Genomic DNA, 18,133 nt, shown 5'->3' on the forward strand with positions numbered 1-18,133 from the left:
GGTCCCCGCTCAAGCAAATAATTACACTGAATAATAAGAGACACACTGATGGACATGAGCGTATTTGATCTGTTTAAAATCGGCATAGGGCCGTCGAGTTCCCACACCGTGGGACCGATGGTCGCGGCGCGCCGTTTCTTGATCGAATGCGGTTCGCTGGAGCAGGCGGTCGGTGTCGAAGCGGCGCTGTATGGCTCGCTGGCGCTGACCGGCGTCGGCCATGCCACCGACAAGGCGGTGATCCTCGGCCTGATGGGCGAAACGCCGCAAGGCGTGGTGCCCGATCAAGTCGACACCATGCTGGCGGCGATCGAGGCGGCCGGTGCAATCCGGCTGCTCGGTACGCACGCCGTGCCGTTCAGCGCCGCGACCGGCCTGGTCTGGCACAAAAGCGCATCGCTGCCGGAACATCCGAACGGCATGCGTTTTACCTTGAAGCTGGCCGACGGCAGCCGCATCGAGCAGGTGTTTTATTCGGTCGGCGGCGGTTTTATCCACGCCGCCGGCGAAGCGCAGGCCAAGCATGACGCCGGGCAGGCCACGGATGCGCCGCATGCGCCGGCGCCGGGCGCGGTGTATCCGTTCGACACGATGGACCAGTTGCTGGCGCACGGCAAGGCCAGCGGCTTGTCGATTCCCGACATGTTGCGGACCAATGAGTGTGTCAAGCTGAGCAACGACGAGCTGAATGCGGGCCTGGACCGCATCTGGCACGTGATGCGCGACTGTATCGCCCATGGGCTGGACACGCCGGGCCAATTGCCGGGCGGCTTGAACGTCAAGCGCCGCGCCGCCAACCTGTGGCGCCAGGCGCAAGACGCCAAGGCGTCCGACGACCGCGCCAACGACTTGCCGCACGACGCGGTGCACCTGGTCAGCCTGTATGCGATGGCGGTCAATGAAGAAAACGCCGCCGGCGGGCGGGTCGTCACGGCGCCGACCAATGGCGCGGCCGGCATCATCCCGGCGGTGCTGCGCTATTACGCCGAGGATTGCCGGCCCAGCGATCCGGTCAGCGGGGTGCGCCGCTTCATGCTGACGGCGGCGGCGATCGGCATGCTGTGCAAGCGCAATGCGTCGATTTCCGGCGCCGAAATCGGCTGCCAGGGCGAAGTCGGCGTGGCGTGCGCGATGGCGGCGGCGGGCCTGGTCGCGGCGCTGGGCGGCAGCAACGAGCAAATCGAAAACGCCGCCGAAATCGGCATCGAACACCATCTGGGCATGACTTGCGACCCGATCGGCGGGCTGGTGCAAATCCCGTGCATCGAGCGCAACGGCATGGGCGCGGTCAAGGCCATCACCGCCGCATCGCTGGCGCTGAAGGGCGACGGCACGCATTTCGTCAGCCTCGACGAAGTGATCGAAACCATGCGCCAGACCGGCGCCGACATGCAGGACAAATACAAGGAAACCTCGCTGGGCGGCCTCGCGATACACGTGATTACCGTCAACCATGCGGCTTGCTAGCAAGAGCGCGTCACACAACGCCCATGGCGGCGTTGCATCGCCTTGTCGTGCATTCGTACTGTCTGCGGCGACGCGCCTTGCCCTGAGCGTTATGAGACGCGCTCTCAAGGTTGAAGATGGAGTCCTGACGGGGCGCGTGTAGATAAAAATACACGCGATTGGCCTTGATGCGCCGGGCGCACTATAATAAACGCTCGCCCGCATGAGTTGCCCCGTTAGCCCAACAGGATTCTTCTATTTTATGCAATATGTCTCTACCCGCGCCGAGCAGGCGCCAGCACCGACCACTCCACCACAATTCTCCGACATTTTGCTGGGTGGCCTGGCCCCCGACGGCGGTCTGTACCTGCCGGCCGACTACCCGCAAGTGAGCGGCGCCGAACTCGACGCCTGGCGTCAATTACCCTACGCCGAGCTGGCGTTCGAAATTTTGAAGAAGTTCGCCACCGACATTCCGGCAGCCGACTTGAAGGCGCTGACCGCCAAGACCTATACCAAGGCCGTCTACCGCAACGCCCGCGACGATGAAAAAGCGGCCGACATCACGCCGCTGCGCGTGCTGGAGCAAGACAATGGCACCACGCTGATCCTGCAAGCGCTGTCGAATGGCCCGACGCTGGCTTTCAAGGACATGGCGATGCAATTGCTGGGCAATCTGTTCGAATACACGCTGGCTAAAAATAACGCCGAATTGAATATTTTCGGCGCCACCTCGGGCGATACCGGCAGCGCCGCCGAATACGCGATGCGCGGCAAGCAGGGCATCCGTGTCTTCATGCTGTCGCCGCACCGGAAAATGAGCGCCTTCCAGACCGCGCAGATGTTCAGCCTGCAAGACCCGAACATTTTCAATATCGCGGTCGAAGGCGTGTTCGACGATTGCCAGGACATGGTCAAGGCCGTGTCCAACGATTTGCCGTTCAAGGCCGCGCAAAAAATCGGCACCGTCAATTCGATCAACTGGGCCCGCGTGGTGGCGCAAGTGGTGTATTACTTCCGCGGCTACTTGGCGGCGACCAGCAGCAACGATCAAAAAGTGTCGTTCACGGTACCGTCGGGTAACTTCGGCAATATCTGCGCCGGCCACATCGCGCGCATGATGGGCTTGCCGATCGATAAACTGGTGGCCGCGACCAATGAAAACGACGTGCTCGACGAATTTTTCCGCAGCGGCGTGTACCGCGTGCGCAAGCCGGCTGAAACCTATCACACCAGCAGCCCGTCGATGGATATCTCGAAGGCGTCGAACTTCGAACGCTTCATCTACGACCTGGTCGGCCGCGACAGCGAGCGCGTGCGCGCCCTGTTCCAGAAAGTGGAAACCCATGGCGGTTTCGACTTGTCCGGCAAGCCGGGCAGCGACGGCGACGAATTCAGGCTGGTCGCCAAATACGGTTTCCAGTCCGGCAAGTCGACCCATCAGGACCGCCTCGACACGATACGCGACGTGGCCGACGATTACGGCATCACCATCGATACCCATACCGCCGACGGCATCAAGGTCGCGCGCGAACACCTGGTCGCCGGGGTGCCGATGATCGTGCTGGAAACCGCGCTGGCCGCCAAGTTCAACGAAACCATCCTCGATGCGCTGGGCGTCGATGCGGAGCGTCCGGCCGGCTTTGAACACATCGAGGACTTGCCGCAGAAATTCGTCGTCATGAGCACCGATGTAGAAAAGATGAAGACCTATATCGCCACCCATACAGGACTGTAACTTGAGCGAATACAAGCCCAAACCGCTGCTGGCGGTCGCCGACGCGCTGGCCTTGATGCTGGACGCGGCGCGGCCGGTCGGCGACATCGACAGCGTGCCGACCTTGGCGGCCAACGGCCGCGTGCTGGCCGAAGCGTTGACGTCGACCCTGAACGTGCCGGCGCAAGACAATACGCAAATGGACGGCTACGCGGTGCGCGCCGCCGATTGCGCCAGCGGCGCGGCCAGCTTGCCGGTGTCGCAGCGGATTCCGGCCGGCCATATCGGCCAGCCTCTACAGCCCGGCACCGCGGCGCGCATCTTCACCGGCGCGTTTATCCCGGACGGCGCCGATGCGGTGGTGATGCAGGAACAGTGCGAACTGGTCGATGGCGTGGTGACCGTCAGGCATGCGCCGCAGCCTGGCGAATGGGTGCGCCGCGCCGGCGAAGATATCCGCCTCGGCAATGTCATCTTGCCGGCCGGCACGCGCTTGCGCAGCCAGGAACTGGGCCTGGCCGCATCGGTCGGGCTGGCGCACTTGCCGGTGCGGCGCAAGTTGCGGGTGGCGGTGTTCTTCACCGGCGACGAATTGACGATGCCGGGCGAGCCTTTGGCGCCGGGCGGGATCTACAATTCCAACCGTTTTACCTTGCGCGCCTTGCTGGAAAACCTCGGTTGCGACATCACCGACTACGGCATCGTGCCCGATGCGCTGGACACCACCCGTTCGGTGCTGCGCAGCGCCGCCCGGCAGCATGACTTGATCATCACCTCCGGCGGCGTCTCGGTCGGCGAGGAAGACCATATCAAGCCGGCGGTGGAAGCGGAAGGGCGCCTGAACATGTGGCAAATCGCCGTCAAGCCGGGCAAGCCGCTGGCTTTCGGCGAAGTCGGGCAAGCGTTTTTTGTCGGACTGCCGGGCAATCCGGTATCGAGCTTCGTCACCTTCTTGCTGTTCGTGCGGCCGTTCATCTTGCGCCTGCAAGGCGTCGAGCAAAGCACCAGGCCGATGGCCTACGGCATGCGTGCCGATTTCAGCTGGCCCAAGGCGGACCGGCGCAATGAATTCCTGCGCGCCCGCATCAATGCCGAAGGCGGCGTGGAACTGTTCCAGAATCAAAGCTCAGGCGTGCTGACCTCGACCGTGTGGGGTGACGGCTTGATCGACAATCCGCCGGGCCGGAGCATCGCGCCGGGCGACACCGTGCGCTTTATCCCGTTTAACGCATTGCTGTACTAGGTTGAAAATATGAAGATTACGCTGCGTTTTTTTGCCAGCGTGCGTGAAGCACTGGGCATGTCGCAAGAAGTGCTGGAATTGGATGCGCCGTTGGCGACGGTGGGCGAGTTGCGGGTTGTGCTGATCGCCCGCGGCGGCGCCTGGGCCGAAGCGCTGGGCGAAGGGCGGGCGCTGCGCATGGCTTGCAATCAAGTCATGTGCCATGCCGACACGCCGTTGCCTGACGCTTGCGAAGTGGCGTTCTTCCCGCCAGTGACCGGCGGTTAAGACTTGGAGTTTGGCTTGTCGGTGGTGCAGATGGTGCAGGTCAACTGCTTGCGGGCGCGCCAGTATTTGGAGCCGATGAAGATGGCCGACGCGACCAGCGACCAGGCCAGCGCGCTCAGCAGGTCGATCGTGCTGGGCGTGCCTTTGCTCAATTCCACCAGCGCCAGGATGATGAATAAAATGCCGCTTGCCAGCAGGTAGCGTGTGATCCAGTATCCCATACCTGTCATGTCGATCTCCAGAGATTTGTATTAACAGCACTTGTTCCCGCAAGTATGCACTAAATTGCACGCTTTGCCGCGTAAAATGCGGCGAATTTTCTTGTCGATCGAAATCTATCATGTCTTTCAGTCATTCAGTTACTCCCCGTGTCGTGGTGATCGGCGGCGGTCCGGCCGGTTTGATGGCGGCCCAGACGCTGTCCGCCGGCGGCGCAGCCGTCGATCTGTACGATGCAATGCCGTCGGTCGGCCGCAAATTTTTGCTGGCCGGACGCGGCGGCATGAATATCACCCACGCCGAACCGTACGCCGACTTTGTCACGCGCTACGGCCAGCGCCGCGCCGACTTGCTGCCGATGCTGGATGGGTTCGGGCCGGAGGCGGTGCGCGACTGGGTGCATGGCCTGGGCGTGGAAACCTTTGTCGGCAGTTCGAAGCGGGTGTTTCCATCCGATATGAAAGCAGCGCCGTTGCTGCGCGCGTGGCTGCACCGCTTGCGCGAAGCCGGCGTGCAATTCCATATGCGCCACCGCTGGACCGGCTGGACCGGCGCGCAACTGGCCTTCGACACGCCCGCCGGGCCGGTGCTGGCCGATGCCGACGCGGTGATCCTGGCGCTGGGCGGCGGCAGTTGGGCCCGCCTCGGTTCCGACGGCGCCTGGCTGCCGTTGCTGGCGCAACACGGCGTGCCGCTGGCGCCGTTACAGCCGGCCAATTGCGGTTTCGATATCGACTGGAGCACACATTTCAGCAGCCGCTACGCCGGCCATCCGTTGACCACGGTGGCCATCATCGCCACCGATGCCGATGGGAAAACGGTGCGCAAGCAAGGCCAGTTCGTGGTCAGTGCGGGCGGCATCGAAGGCAGCCTGGTGTATGCCTTGTCGGCCGCGTTGCGGGAGCAGATCAATGCCACCGGCAGTACGCTGATCCATCTCGACCTGGCGCCGGACTGGAGCTTGCAGCGCGTCATCGATGAAGTGACGCGGCCGCGCGGCGCGCGTTCGATGTCCAGCCATCTGCAAAGCCGGCTCGGCATCAAGGGCGTCAAAGCGGGCTTGCTGCGCGAATGCATCAGCGCGGCTGAATTCGCCGACCCGCTGCGCCTGGCGCATGCGATCAAGATGCTGCCGTTGCGCCTGCTGAGGCCGCGGCCGATCGACGAAGCCATCAGCAGCGCCGGCGGGGTTTGCTTCGATGGCTTGGATCAATTGATGCTGACCGCGTTGCCGGGCGTATTCGCGGCCGGCGAAATGCTGGACTGGGAAGCGCCGACCGGCGGTTATTTGCTGACCGCCTGCCTAGCCAGCGGTCATGCCGCGGGACGGCAAGCGTTGTCATGGCTTGCCAACGCGAACTAAACACCAGCAAGTCAGTCTAATGCGATATTGGCCGGTCATGGCGAGTTGTTGGAGTAATGAACAGCAGCCTTGTGCCTGACCGGTTTCCTGTACGCAGCAGTTTGCCCGGCCGCTTTTTTCGTCAGATTTTTTGTCAGAATTTTTTATCATTCCTGACATCGATTTAATCGACCACAATTGCTTTCCCGCAATGTAGAGGTTTGCTCAGCGATGCTACTCTGTTGGCTACAGGCAATGTTTTAACGCGCTGGCACGGCACTGTTTTGCCGTGTGCCGTATGGCACCGTTTATTCGTACGTCTAGCGCCATTCTTGTACTGATACGTATCATTACAGTGAGCATCCGATGAATGACGATCGCCAATTGAATGAAGCCTTGCGGCTGGACTCGCTATACAAGCTCAATTTGCTCGATACCGCGCCGAGCGAATCGTTTGACCGGATTACGCGGATGGCGGCGCGGATTTTCGACTTGCCGATCGCGGCGGTGTCGCTGACCGATTCCGACCGCCAATGGTTCAAGTCGCGGGTCGGCGTGGCCCACACCTGGATACCGCGGCTGCGCGCGCCTTGTGCGATGGTCGCGGAAAGTGGCGGCATGGTGGTGGTGCCGGATTTGCTGCAGCATGATTTCTTCCGGGACAGCTTGCTGGCCGATAACGGCGTGCGCTTTTACGCCGGCGCGCCGCTGATCGCGTCCGACGGCCATTGCCTGGGAGCGATGTGCGTGCTGGGGCTGGCGCCGCGCCAGGCCAGCGACGACGAGCTGGCGTCGCTGGCCGACATGGCGGCGATGGTGATGTCGCAAATCGAATTGCAGAATGCGCTGGGTCGCATCGATCCGCTCAGCGGTTTGCCGAACCGGAATCAGTTCATCGAAGATTTCAATGACTTGCAAATGCACCGCCCGGCGGGCGAGCAAAGGCTGGCGGTCTTGATCAACCTGACCACGCCCGAGCAATTGAGCAATGCCGCGCGGGTGATGAATTCCTCTTATCTGGACGAAGTGGTGTCGGAAGCGGTGCAATGGATACGCAGCGAAGTCGGCCCCAGGCTTACCGTGTATCATGTGGCGGCCGCGCAGTTCGTGCTGATCGCGCCGCCCGAGGCGACGCTGGAGCCGTATCTGGTCTTGCTGCGCGAAAAAATACACCTGGTCACCAGCACCGCCAGGACGCGCTTCGTGGCCACGCCATCGATCGGCGTCGCGCCATTCGAGCTGGGCCACGCCGATTGCCTGGACGTATTGCGCATGGGGCATAGCGCGGCCCAGGATGCGCTCGATTGCGCCAGCCTGGTGGCCGCCTATTCATGGGCCGAAGATGCGGCGTACCAGCGCCGTTTCACGCTGCTCAATGAATTCGGCGCGGCGCTGGAGCGGCAGGATCAACTGCGGCTGGTGTTCCAGCCGCGCATCGACCTGGCGTCGGGCTGCTGCATCGGCGCCGAGGCGCTGCTGCGCTGGCGCCATCCGGCGCTGGGACATGTGTCGCCCGGTGAATTCATTCCGGTCATCGAGCGTTCGGCGATGGCGCGCAGCACCACCGCCTGGGTCATGGAAGCGGCGCTGCGCCAGCAAGCCATGTGGCGCAAGGCCGGCTTGCTGCTGCAGTTGTCGGTGAATGTGTCGCCGGCCAACTTGCTGGAGCCGGACTTTGTCGAGCGCATCGCGCTGGGCCTGGTGCGCCACGGCTTGCCGGCCGATTGCCTGGAACTGGAAATCACGGAAAGCGCGATCATGGAGCATCCGAAAAAAGCCCAGGCCACGCTCGATGCGATCGCCGCCACCGGCATCCGGCTCGCCATCGACGATTTCGGCACCGGCTACAGCAGCCTGTCGTATCTGCAGAGCATGCCAGCCGACGTGGTCAAGATCGACCAGTCGTTCATCCGCGACCTGGACCATAATGAGCGCAAGCGGGCGCTGGTGCGCACCATGATCACGCTGTCGCACGACCTGGGCCACCGGGTGGTGGCGGAAGGCATAGAAACCGCGCCGGTACTGTCTTTCCTGGAGCAGGCCGGCTGCGACGAGGCGCAAGGGTATCTGTTTGCGCGGCCGCTGGAAAGAATCGCCTTCGAGGATTGGTGCCGCGATTATGCGCGCCGGCCCAGTCCCATCCTGAACTGACGAAGCTCAAGCGGCGGGTCTCAAACGACTCAATCCCAGCTGATTTCGCCCGAACCGGTGCGGTTGCTGCTGCGCCGTTCCGGATTGCCGCGCACCTTGATGTCGCCGCTGCCGCGCAAGGTCAGCTCGGCTTCCTTGCGGGCGTAGACCGAGGTTGTGCCCGATCCTTGCAGCAAGACTTCGACCTTGTCGGCCGACAAGTGTTCGGCGTCGATGTCGCCCGAGCCGGTCAGCGTCGCCTTGACTTCCTTGCTGCCGCCGCTGGCGGTGATCTGGCCGGAACCGACCATTTCCAGTTCCACGCTGTCGCTATTGCCGCCGTTCAAGTTCACATCGCCGCTGCCGTACACGCTGGCGACGATTTCCTTGAAGCGGCCATTGAAGGTCACATTGCCGGAACCGTGCACTTTCAGCACGAAGCTGTCGCCGCTGAAACCATTGACGCTGCTGTCGCCGTTGCCGTGCACTTCCAGTTGTGCCAGCCAAGGCAGGACCAGTTCGACCGACAACGGTTGGCGGTGGTGCAGCAGCATGCCTTTCGGGCCGATGTGCAGGGTATTGCCGTCTTCGCTGGTATCGATATTGCCCAGCAGCCGCTGTTCGCCGCGCACTTTCAGCGACGCCGTGGCGCCCTTGCGCAGGGTCAGGTTGATCGGGCCGTTCAAGTCGATCACGGTGATGTCGGCGCTGACCTGGCGCACTTCGCTGCGCAGCGCGCGTCCGGCGGCACTGTTCGGGCTGCTGACGCCTTGCGTGCGCAACATGCTGTACGACACGGCGATCAGCGCGAAGGCCAGCAGCAGCAGGCTGGCGCCTACCTTGATTAATGTGCGCATGGCTGGCTCCCGATGGTGTGATGGCGTGGCATGGCTGGCATCCTAGTGGCCCTTCAGCATGGAAACATTCATCGCGATGTAGCGCTTGATGCCGAGCAGCGTGTAGTGCGATACCACCAGACTGAGCAGGAACAGCAGGATGCCGGCTATCACCATGCCGAGGCCGAACAGCGCCTGGGTGCTGCGCGACCCTTGTTCCAGGTCGGTCGATACGCGCACGCCGCCGGCCAATTTCTCGGCTTGCCGTATCACCCGCGATGGCGACGCCTGCTGTTCGTCGTCGTCCTCGGCAACTGGCGCCGCTTTGTCGCGCGGCACCGGTTCCTGATAAATATTGATGCCGTTTTCACTGATTGAAATCCTGGTTTGCCTGGCCTGGTCGTCGCTATCATTGTCGTCGATCGCTATCCAGTGGCGCAACGGGCCTTCCAGCACCAATTCATTGGCGCCCGACAAACCGCTGGCGGTGATCGCGATGCCGGCCACATAAAACCCCAGCGCCGCCGCATACAGGGCCGCCAGCAACGCCGCATAGACCAGCGCCGGCACCACCATGAACAGGTTGAAGATGGCCAGGCCGATCAGCGAGGCCAGCAGGCGCAGCAAGTTGAACGGGGTTTTCTTGTGCTCGAACGCCTTCATATGGCTGTTGGTGCGCAGCGTCAAGGCGATTTTCTTCGGATCGCCCAATTCCCTGGCGATATCTTCCTCGCTGCGGCCGACTGCCTGGCCATCGACGAAACGCTGCTCGTAATAGGCCAGCGTCCTGGCGATGATGTCCGGCGGCAACCCGGCCAGGGCGCCCCTGAGTGCCGCGATGTATTCCAGTTTGCTCATATGCTAGCTCACGATCGATGGAGATGCTTGGGTCAACGATATGACTGTACGCAAATCCTTGCCCGGACGCCAATGGCTTGCGACAGGCTGCACGATTGACGGGCCAGACGACGCCAGCGGCCGATATGCGGTGCGCCGCAAGCGTTCCAGGCGCGGGATCAAGACGTTTTAAAAAGGCAATGCGCCGCCGCCAGGCCGCTGCGCACCGCCGCTTCGATGGTGGCGGGGTAGTCGCTGCTCGTATAGTCGCCGGCCAGGGCCAGGCCGGGCCAGCCGCTGGCATTGGCTGGCCGCGACAAGCCCGGCGCGCAGGCAAAGGTGGCGCGTTTTTCAGTGATCACCTGGAACCATGACGGCTGACCCAGTTCCGGGCGCTGGAAGGCGACCGCCAGTTGCACCGCCACGGCTTCGGCCAGCAAGGCCTGGCCTTGCTCGGCCGCCGCGCCGGAAGCGCTGATGACCACTGCCAGCAAACCGGCCTGCGATGCATCGAGCTGGCCGCGGTCGAACACGAACTGGCCCCACTGGTATTGCTGCGGGTCGTCGATCAATGCAAAAAACGGCCAATCCAGCCTGACGCCAGGGTCGTACTGCAGGTAGCAGGTGGTGATCGCTTCCGATGCGAACGCCGTCAATTGTGCCACCAGCGGCCTGGTCTGTTCACCGGGCAACTGATTCAGCAAGACGGCGGCCTGGCTGGCCGGCGCCGCCAGCACCACGCCGTCGAACCGCAGGCTTTCCTCCGCCGCCGCGCCGCGCACGCCGATGTGCCACTGGCCGTCATCGTGCCGGCGCAGCGTTTCGACCTTGCTGGCGCTGCGCAGCGTGCCGCCATGCTGTTCGACAAAGGCGGCGGCGGCGTCCGGCAGCAGGGCGCTCAAATCGGCCTTCGGAATCAGCATGTCGGAGGCGCGGCGTTTTTTCGCGCCCAGGCTGTCGCGCAAGACATTCAGGAACACGATCGCGGAAGCCCGTTCCGGCGGCGTATTCAATGCTGCCAAGCACAATGGGCGCCACATCAATTGAATCAGACGCGGCGTTTGATCGAAACGTTCCAGCAATTCGCTGACGCTGCAATCACGGTGCAATTGCCAGCCCATCCAGCGCGCCGCGCTGGAAAAACGGGCCAGCGCCATCTTGTCGGCACGCGCCAAACCCTTGGCGCGCAGCAATGCCGCCGCCAAATGCCATGGCGCCGGCCAGCGCGGGGCAATAAAATCCATGCCGCCCGCGCCCGGCACATAACGCATTTGCAGCGGCAGGTTGAGCAAGACTTTTTCCGGGGCCTGGCCGACCAGCGCCAGCAGGCGCAGGGTTTCGGTATAAGCGCCGAGCAAGATATGCTGGCCATTGTCGAGCCGCCTGCCGTCAGCCTCAATGCGCCGGGCCCGGCCGCCCAGCGTGCGCGCCGCCTCGAACAGCGTTACCTGGTGGCCGAGCCGGCTCAATTCGACGGCGGCGGCGCAGCCGGCCCAACCGGCACCGACGACGGCAATGTGTTTCACCGGGCCGGCGCCGGCTTGCCGTTTAGCCACGGATATAGGTCTTCCATGCCAGCCACAGCTTGCGGATCGGCGTCAGCGAAATGCGCTGCTTCAGCACATGATAACCGTCGCGTTCGACCTCGGTCAGCAGCGTGCGGTAAATCGCCGCCATGATCAGGCCGGGGCGCTGGGCGCGCCGGTCTTCCTGCGGCAACAGCGCGAACGCTTCGTCGTAGGCGGTTTGCGCGCGCGCCACCTGGAAGCGCATCAGGTTTTCGAAATTTTCGCTGTGGCGGGCATTGAGCAAATCGGCCGCCGTGACATTGAATTGCTGCAGTTCATTGATCGGCAAATAAATGCGCCCCTTGCGCGCATCTTCGCCGACGTCGCGGATGATGTTGGTCAACTGAAAAGCATGGCCCAGTTTTTCCGCGTACAGCAAGGTTTCCGGCCTGGTCGCGCCGAAGATGCTGGCCGATAAAATGCCGACCACGCTGGCCACATGCCAGCAATAACGCGTCATCGCCTGGTAATCCAGGTAGCGGGTCTGGTTCAAGTCCATTTCCATGCCGTCGATGATGGCTTGCAGGTATTTTTCTTCCAGCGTGTAGGTCTCCAGGTGCGGCTGCAGCGCGCGCATCACCGGATGCGCCGGATTGCCCTCGAACATGGCCTTGACTTCCTTGCGCCACCACACCAGCTTGGTGCGCGCCACCGCCTCGTCGGTGCATTCATCGACGGTGTCGTCGACTTCGCGGCAAAAGGCGTACAGCGCGGTGATCGCGCGGCGCCGTTCCGGCGGCAGGAACAGGAAGCTGTAGTAAAAACTGGAACCGCTCTGGGCGGCTTTTTGTTGGCAATATTCGTCGGGTGACATAAATAAAGGAGCAAGGGGTTGCGCATCGAAGACGCTATTCTATAGATGAAGCGCCAGTATGGAAGGGGAAAGGCGCTTTTTTACGTCAGGCGGCGCGGCGACATGCGCAGGGCGCGCCAGAAAATCACCAGCCAGTCGCGTTTTTGCAAGGTCGGACGGCGCCGGAAGACGTCGTAATTGACCGCCTCGATCGCTTCCAGGATGCGCAAGCCGCCTTGCACCACCAGCCGCAATTCCCAGCCGATGCGGCCGCGCAGGCGCAAGGCCAGCGGCGCGCCGCTCAGCATCAGCGCCCGGGTGCGGGCCACTTCAAAACGCATCAGCGCGCTCCACTTGCCGTGCGCTTCGCTGCGCTCGAAACTGGCCGGCGAGACCGCAAAACGGTTGATGTCATCCATCGGGATGTAAATGCGCTCTTTTTGCTGGTCGATCGCGACGTCTTGCAGGAAGTTGATCAGTTGCAAGGCGCTGCAGATGGCGTCCGAATCGCGCACATTGTCGTCATCGGCCTGGCCGTACAGGTTCAGCATCAGCAAGCCGACCGGATTCGCCGAGCGCCGGCAATAGTCGAGCAAGTCGTCATAGCTGGCGTAGCGGGTCACGGCCACGTCTTGCTTGAAGGCGGACAATAAGTCGTAGAAGGGTTTGATCGGCAAATGATGCTTGGCGATGATGCCGGCGAGCTTGTCGAACATCGGGTTGCCGCCGCCTTCCTGGCGTTCGATGCGGGCCAGCGCCGCTTCGTAGGCGTTCAGCGCCGCCAGCCGTTCCGATGGCGTGGCGTCGCCTTCGTCGGCCAGGTCGTCCGCGCTGCGGGCAAAGGCGTAAATCGCTTCGACCGCCGGCACCAACCGGCGCGGCAACAGAAAAGATGCTACTGGGAAATTCTCGTAATGGTCTACTGACATGAAAACACTTATCTGGATTAATGACGCGAAAGTCATTTCAAAACATTTTTGGCACGACTATAATTACTAAACCGAAAGTCATTTACTTTTTCATGTTGTAATAATAGTAGTAAATTGATGTTGCCACAAGTTTATGGTCTTGCATGGCGAACAACAGTGTAGAGTTGCCGTAAATAATCAAATAGTCCGCATAGTAAAGGAAAATACCTTGTTTGCCCTGAAAACCCTGCGCCTTATTCGACCGGCGCCCGCCGCGGTCATGCTGATCGGCGCTGTTATCGTGACCGCCTGTTCCAAACCCGTCCCAAAAACCGAGGATATCCGCCCGGTGCGGGTATTGGTGTTAAGCAGCAGCAATGCCGATGTGAATGCCGAATTTTCCGGCGAGGTAAGGGCCCGGGTCGAATCGCGGCTGGGTTTCCAGGTGGCTGGCAAGGTCATCGGACGCAAGGTCGATCCGGGCGCGCAAGTCAAGCGCGGCCAGGTGCTGATGCAACTCGATCCGCAGGATTTGCAATTGTCGCAAGCCCAGGCGCAAGCGTCCTTGCGCGGCGCGGAAACCAACCGCGACCTGGCGCGCGCCGAACTGAAACGCTACCAGGAGTTGCGCGCGCAAAACTTCGTCAGCCAGGCTGTGCTCGACAGCAAGGAAACCACCTTGACGGCGGCGCAGTCGAATGTCGATGCGGCGCAGGCCGCGTTGCGCGGACAAAGCAATCAGGCCCGTTACGCCAGCTTGCTGGCCGATGTCGATGGCGTGGTGACGGCGGTCGACGCCGATGTCGGGCAAGTCGTGGCGCCCGGCACGCCGGTGGTGCGGCTGGCCAAGTCGGGCGACAAGGAAGTCTTGATCGGCATTCCGGAAGACAAGGTCGAGATCATGCGCCATATTTCGGACGTGCAGGTGCGGCTGTGGGCCGATCCGCAGCATAGCGTGGCCGGCAAGATCCGCGAAGTGTCGCCGGCGGCCGATCCGGCCACGCGTACCTATGCGGTCAAGGTCAGCTTGCCGGACAGTTACACCGAAGCGCGGCTGGGCATGACGGCGGTGGTGCGTTTCTCATCGCAAACGGCGGCGCCGCAGATCAAGGTGCCGCTGACGGCCTTGTATTATGAAAAGTCGACCACCTCGGTGTGGCTGGCCGAAAACGGCGCGGTACGGCTGGTGCCGGTCACGGTCGGCGGCGTCAGCGGCAACGACATCTTGCTGGCCGGCGGCATCAAGGCGGGCCAGAGCGTGGTCACGGCCGGCGTCAACCTGCTGAAGCCGGGCCAGAAAGTCAAGATCCTCGGCGATGACTTGACCGGTCATCCGGTCGCACCCGGCTTGATTGCTGCAGGGAATACGAAATGAAGGGCGGTTTTAACCTGTCGCGCTGGGCGCTGGAGCATATTGCGCTGACGCGTTACCTGATCGCGGTGCTGCTGATCGGCGGCATGCTCAGCTACGCCAGCCTGGGGCAGGATGAAGATCCGCCGTTTACCTTCCGCGCGATGGTGGTGCAAGCCAGCTGGCCGGGCGCGACCGCCTTGCAAATGGCCGACCAGGTCACCGACAAGCTGGAAAAGAAGTTGCAGGAAACGCCGTATATCGATGAAATCAGCAGTTATTCGAAACCCGGTCAAACCTTGATCTTGCTCAAGCTGCGTGAGTCGGCGCCACCCAGGGACACCGCCGCCGCGTGGTACCAGGTGCGCAAGAAGATCGGCGATATCCGCGGCACCTTGCCGGCCGGCGTCATCGGGCCATTCTTCAACGATGAATTCGGCGACACCTACGGTTCCATCTTTGCCTTGTCCGGCGACGGTTTTACCTATGCCGAGATGAAAGATTACGCCGACTTCGTGCGCCAGCAATTACTCGGCGTCGGCTTGGTGTCCAAGGTTGAACTGTTCGGCGTGCAAGACGAAAAGATCAATATCGAGTTTTCGCAAAAGAAATTCGCGCAACTCGGCATTCCGTTCGACGCCATCGTCAGCCAGATCGGCAGCCAGAATGCGGTCGAAGGCAGCGGCGTGCTGGTGACGCCGACCGACAACCTGCAAGTGCGCGTCAGCGGCGCACTGAAAACCGTCAAGGACCTGGAAAACCTGCAATTGCGCGCCAATGGCACCACCTTCCGGCTCGGCGATTTCGCCATCGTCAAGCGTGCATTCCAGGATCCGCCGCAAGACAAGATGCGTTTTAACGGCAAGGAAGTGATCGGCCTCGGCGTCTCGATGGAAAAGGGCGGCAACATCATTAACCTGGGCAAGAACCTGGAAGCGACGTTGACGCGCCTGAAAGGCCAGTTGCCAGTCGGCATAGAACTGGAGCGCGTCTCGAATCAGCCGGAAGCCGTGACGGCGTCGGTCGGCGAATTCGTCCATACCTTGATCGAAGCGGTGCTGATCGTGCTGGCCGTCAGTTTTCTCGCGCTGGGCTTGCATACCAGGCCATTCCGCCTCGACGTGCGGCCGGGCCTGGTGGTGGCGCTGACGATCCCGCTGGTATTGGCGGTGACGTTTTTATGCATGCGCATGCTCGACATCGACTTGCACAAGATTTCGCTGGGCGCGCTGATCATTGCGCTGGGCTTGCTGGTCGACGACGCCATCATCGCCGTCGAAATGATGGTGCGCAAGATGGAAGAGGGCTTTTCGCGCCTCGATGCGGCCACTTTCGCCTACACGTCGACGGCGATGCCGATGTTGACCGGCACGCTGATCACGGTGGCGGGTTTCTTGCCGATCGGCCTGGCCAAGTCGGCCGCCGGCGAATATACATTTTCGCTGTTTTCGGTGAATGCGCTGGCGCTGGTCATTTCGTGGGTGGTGGCGGTGGTGTTTACGCCGTACATCGGGTATGTGCTGTTGAAGGTCAAGCCGCACGCCAATGGCGACCATGAATTGTTCGATACGCCGGGTTTCCGGCGTTTCCGCGCGGCCGTCACCTGGTGCGTCGAGTGGCGCAAGACCACCATCGCGGCAACCCTGGCGATCTTTGCGCTGGGTATCTACGGTTTTAATTTTATCGAGAAGCAATTCTTCCCCGATTCCAGCCGGCCCGAATTGATGGTCGAAATGTGGACGCCGGAGGGCACGACGTTCGCCGCCAACGAAGCGCAGGCGAAGAAATTCGAAAGCTTCGTGCGCAAGCTCGACGGCGTGCGCAGCGTGACAGCCTACGTCGGCACCGGCAGCCCGCGGTTTTATTTGCCGCTGGATCAGATTTTCCCGCAAACCAACGTCACCCAATTTGTCGTCTTGCCGAGCAGCCTGGAAGCGCGCGGCATCTTGCGCGACAAGATCGTCGCCATTTTCAAGAACGACTTTCCGGAAGTGCGCGGCCGCGTCAAATTCTTGCCGAATGGGCCACCGGTGCCGTATCCGGTGCAATTCCGCGTCAGCGGCACCGAAGTGGCCAAGGTCAGGGCGATCGCCGACGACGTCAAGGACATCATGCGGAGCAACCCGAATACTGTCGGCGTCAACGATAACTGGAATGAATCGATCAAGGTATTGCGGCTGGACCTGGATCAGGACAAGTTGCGCGCCGTCGGCGTCACCTCGCAAGCGGTGATGCGCACAGTCAATACGATCTTGACCGGCACTACCGTCGGCCAGTTCCGTGAGGACAATAAGCTGATCGATATCCAGGTGCGCCAGCCGCTCGATGAACGGTCGACGATGTCAGTCTTGAACGACACCAATATTGCAACCTCCTCCGGCAAGCCGGTGACGATTTCGCAATTGGCGCGGGTGCATTTTGTGTGGGAGCCTGGCGTGGTGTGGCGCGAAGGGCGCGACTGGGCCATTACCGTGCAGGCCGACGTGGCCGACGGCATCCAGGGGCCGACCGTGTCGGGCCAGATCGATCCGAAACTGAACGCCTTGCGCGCCCAGTTGCCGCCCGGTTACCGGATTGCCGTCAAGGGCGCGGCGGCCGACAGCGGCGCGGCGGAAGCGTCGATCGCCGCCAACTTGCCGCTGGCGATCTTCATCATCTTTACTTTATTGATGTTGCAGCTGCATAGTTTTTCGCGCGCGCTGCTGGTGTTCCTGACCGGGCCGCTGGGCGTGGCCGGCGCGGCGGCGGCGCTGCTGCTGTTGCACCGTCCGCTGGGTTTTGTCGCCAACCTGGGCGTCATCGCGCTGTTCGGCATGATCATCCGCAACTCGGTGATCCTGATCGACCAGATCGAGCAAGATATCCAGGCCGGCGCCGCGCCGTGGGATGCGATCATCGAATCGGCGGTGCGCCGCTGCCGGCCGATCGTGCTGACCGCCGCCGCCGCCGCGCTGGCGATGATACCGCTGTCGCGCTCCGTGTTCTGGGGGCCGATGGCGGTCGCCATCATGGGCGGCCTGATCCTGGCGACCGCGCTGACGCTGTTGTTCTTGCCGGCCTTGTATGCGGCCTGGTTCCGGGTCCGCAAGCCGCAAGCGACGGCGCCGGAATAACGCCGTTTTTGCCATATAGTAAAAAACGCGGCATTCTGCTGAAAAATCCAGTAGAATGCCGCCTTCTTGTTTCGGCGCATGCCAACCGGCTTGGGATGGAGCTAGCCAGAAACCCCGCGGCTTGTTAAAATCAACAAGTCGCAGAATACGGCAGCAAAATAAGATCGCCTGACAAACGGTTCAGGGCAAGCCGCATGGGCGCAGGCAGTACGAATGTACGGCAAGTCAATGCAACGCGGCCATGGATGTTCTGTGAGGCGTTCAAAGCGGATGTGGTGGAATTGGTAGACACGCTGGTCTTAGAAGCCAGTGCTTCGGCTTGGGAGTTCGAGTCTCCCCATCCGCACCAGTCATAGGTGCAAT

The 18,133-nt window shown here is 62.0% G+C and carries 14 protein-coding genes and 1 tRNA gene; 9 read left to right on the forward strand and 6 right to left on the reverse strand.

The features are described 5' to 3' along the window. The first annotated feature begins 48 nt into the window (after positions 1-48). The 4 genes from GJA_RS11020 (at position 49) to moaD (ending at position 4,673) form a co-directional block, all read left to right on the forward strand. Positions 49-1,467, forward strand: coding sequence for an L-serine ammonia-lyase (locus tag GJA_RS11020; RefSeq protein ID WP_038492046.1), 1,419 nt, complete (start codon positions 49-51; stop codon positions 1,465-1,467). A 241-nt stretch (positions 1,468-1,708) separates the two neighbouring features. Next, positions 1,709-3,184 (forward strand): threonine synthase, encoded by a 1,476-nt coding sequence (gene thrC, locus GJA_RS11025; RefSeq protein ID WP_038492049.1) that lies wholly within the window; start codon positions 1,709-1,711, stop codon positions 3,182-3,184. Between the two features lies 1 nt (position 3,185). After that, a complete protein-coding gene (locus tag GJA_RS11030) occupies positions 3,186-4,406 on the forward strand; it encodes a molybdopterin molybdotransferase MoeA (protein ID WP_081905346.1) in 1,221 nt (406 codons plus the stop codon). A gap of 9 nt (positions 4,407-4,415) precedes the next feature. Continuing rightward, entirely contained in the window at positions 4,416-4,673 is a 258-nt protein-coding gene (moaD, locus tag GJA_RS11035) for a molybdopterin converting factor subunit 1 (RefSeq protein WP_038492052.1), read from the forward strand. On the opposite strand, the gene GJA_RS11040 is transcribed toward moaD, so the two are convergent. Then, positions 4,670-4,903, reverse strand: coding sequence for a hypothetical protein (locus GJA_RS11040; RefSeq protein WP_051780668.1), 234 nt, complete (start codon positions 4,901-4,903; stop codon positions 4,670-4,672). The two genes, moaD and GJA_RS11040, sit on opposite strands and share 4 nt — an antisense overlap. A 110-nt stretch (positions 4,904-5,013) precedes the next feature. Between GJA_RS11040 and GJA_RS11045 the strand changes: the two genes are divergently transcribed. Both GJA_RS11045 and GJA_RS11050 read left to right on the forward strand, forming a co-directional pair. Next, entirely contained in the window at positions 5,014-6,255 is a 1,242-nt protein-coding gene (locus tag GJA_RS11045) for a TIGR03862 family flavoprotein (protein WP_038492059.1), read from the forward strand. A gap of 345 nt (positions 6,256-6,600) precedes the next feature. Next, positions 6,601-8,385: a putative bifunctional diguanylate cyclase/phosphodiesterase gene (locus GJA_RS11050; protein ID WP_038492063.1), complete on the forward strand. Its 1,785-nt coding sequence runs from the start codon at positions 6,601-6,603 to the stop codon at positions 8,383-8,385. A gap of 29 nt (positions 8,386-8,414) precedes the next feature. Here GJA_RS11050 and GJA_RS11055 read toward each other — a convergent pair whose 3' ends face one another. The 5 genes from GJA_RS11055 to hpnC form a co-directional block, all read right to left on the reverse strand. Next, entirely contained in the window at positions 8,415-9,221 is an 807-nt protein-coding gene (locus tag GJA_RS11055) for a GIN domain-containing protein (RefSeq protein WP_038492065.1), read from the reverse strand. Between the two features lie 42 nt (positions 9,222-9,263). Then, positions 9,264-10,058 (reverse strand): DUF1700 domain-containing protein, encoded by a 795-nt coding sequence (locus GJA_RS11060; RefSeq protein WP_038492069.1) that lies wholly within the window; start codon positions 10,056-10,058, stop codon positions 9,264-9,266. Between the two features lie 158 nt (positions 10,059-10,216). Continuing rightward, the gene (gene hpnE, locus GJA_RS11065; RefSeq protein ID WP_051780670.1) at positions 10,217-11,593 is read right to left on the reverse strand and encodes a hydroxysqualene dehydroxylase HpnE; all 1,377 of its coding nucleotides are present in this window, start codon (positions 11,591-11,593) and stop codon (positions 10,217-10,219) included. Beyond that, positions 11,586-12,419, reverse strand: a complete 834-nt coding sequence (gene hpnD, locus GJA_RS11070) for a presqualene diphosphate synthase HpnD (RefSeq protein ID WP_038492072.1) — start codon at positions 12,417-12,419, stop codon at positions 11,586-11,588. The genes hpnE and hpnD overlap by 8 nt, the downstream gene beginning before the upstream one ends. Positions 12,420-12,499: 80 nt before the next feature. Next, positions 12,500-13,327 (reverse strand): squalene synthase HpnC, encoded by an 828-nt coding sequence (hpnC, locus tag GJA_RS11075; RefSeq protein ID WP_038492075.1) that lies wholly within the window; start codon positions 13,325-13,327, stop codon positions 12,500-12,502. A 208-nt stretch (positions 13,328-13,535) separates the two neighbouring features. On the opposite strand from hpnC, the gene GJA_RS11080 reads away from it, so the two are divergent. The 3 genes from GJA_RS11080 to GJA_RS11090 all read left to right on the forward strand — a co-directional run bounded on the left by GJA_RS11080 (position 13,536) and on the right by GJA_RS11090 (position 18,119). After that, entirely contained in the window at positions 13,536-14,681 is a 1,146-nt protein-coding gene (locus GJA_RS11080) for an efflux RND transporter periplasmic adaptor subunit (RefSeq protein WP_242404514.1), read from the forward strand. Beyond that, a complete protein-coding gene (locus GJA_RS11085; protein WP_038492078.1) occupies positions 14,678-17,770 on the forward strand; it encodes an efflux RND transporter permease subunit in 3,093 nt (1,030 codons plus the stop codon). Before GJA_RS11080 ends, GJA_RS11085 begins: the two co-directional genes overlap by 4 nt. Before the next feature lie 266 nt (positions 17,771-18,036). Beyond that, a tRNA-Leu gene (locus GJA_RS11090) sits at positions 18,037-18,119 on the forward strand. Positions 18,120-18,133 lie beyond the last annotated feature (14 nt).

The sequence above is a fragment of the Janthinobacterium agaricidamnosum NBRC 102515 = DSM 9628 genome (assembly GCF_000723165.1).
In the GTDB taxonomy this organism is placed as follows: domain Bacteria; phylum Pseudomonadota; class Gammaproteobacteria; order Burkholderiales; family Burkholderiaceae_D; genus Janthinobacterium; species Janthinobacterium agaricidamnosum.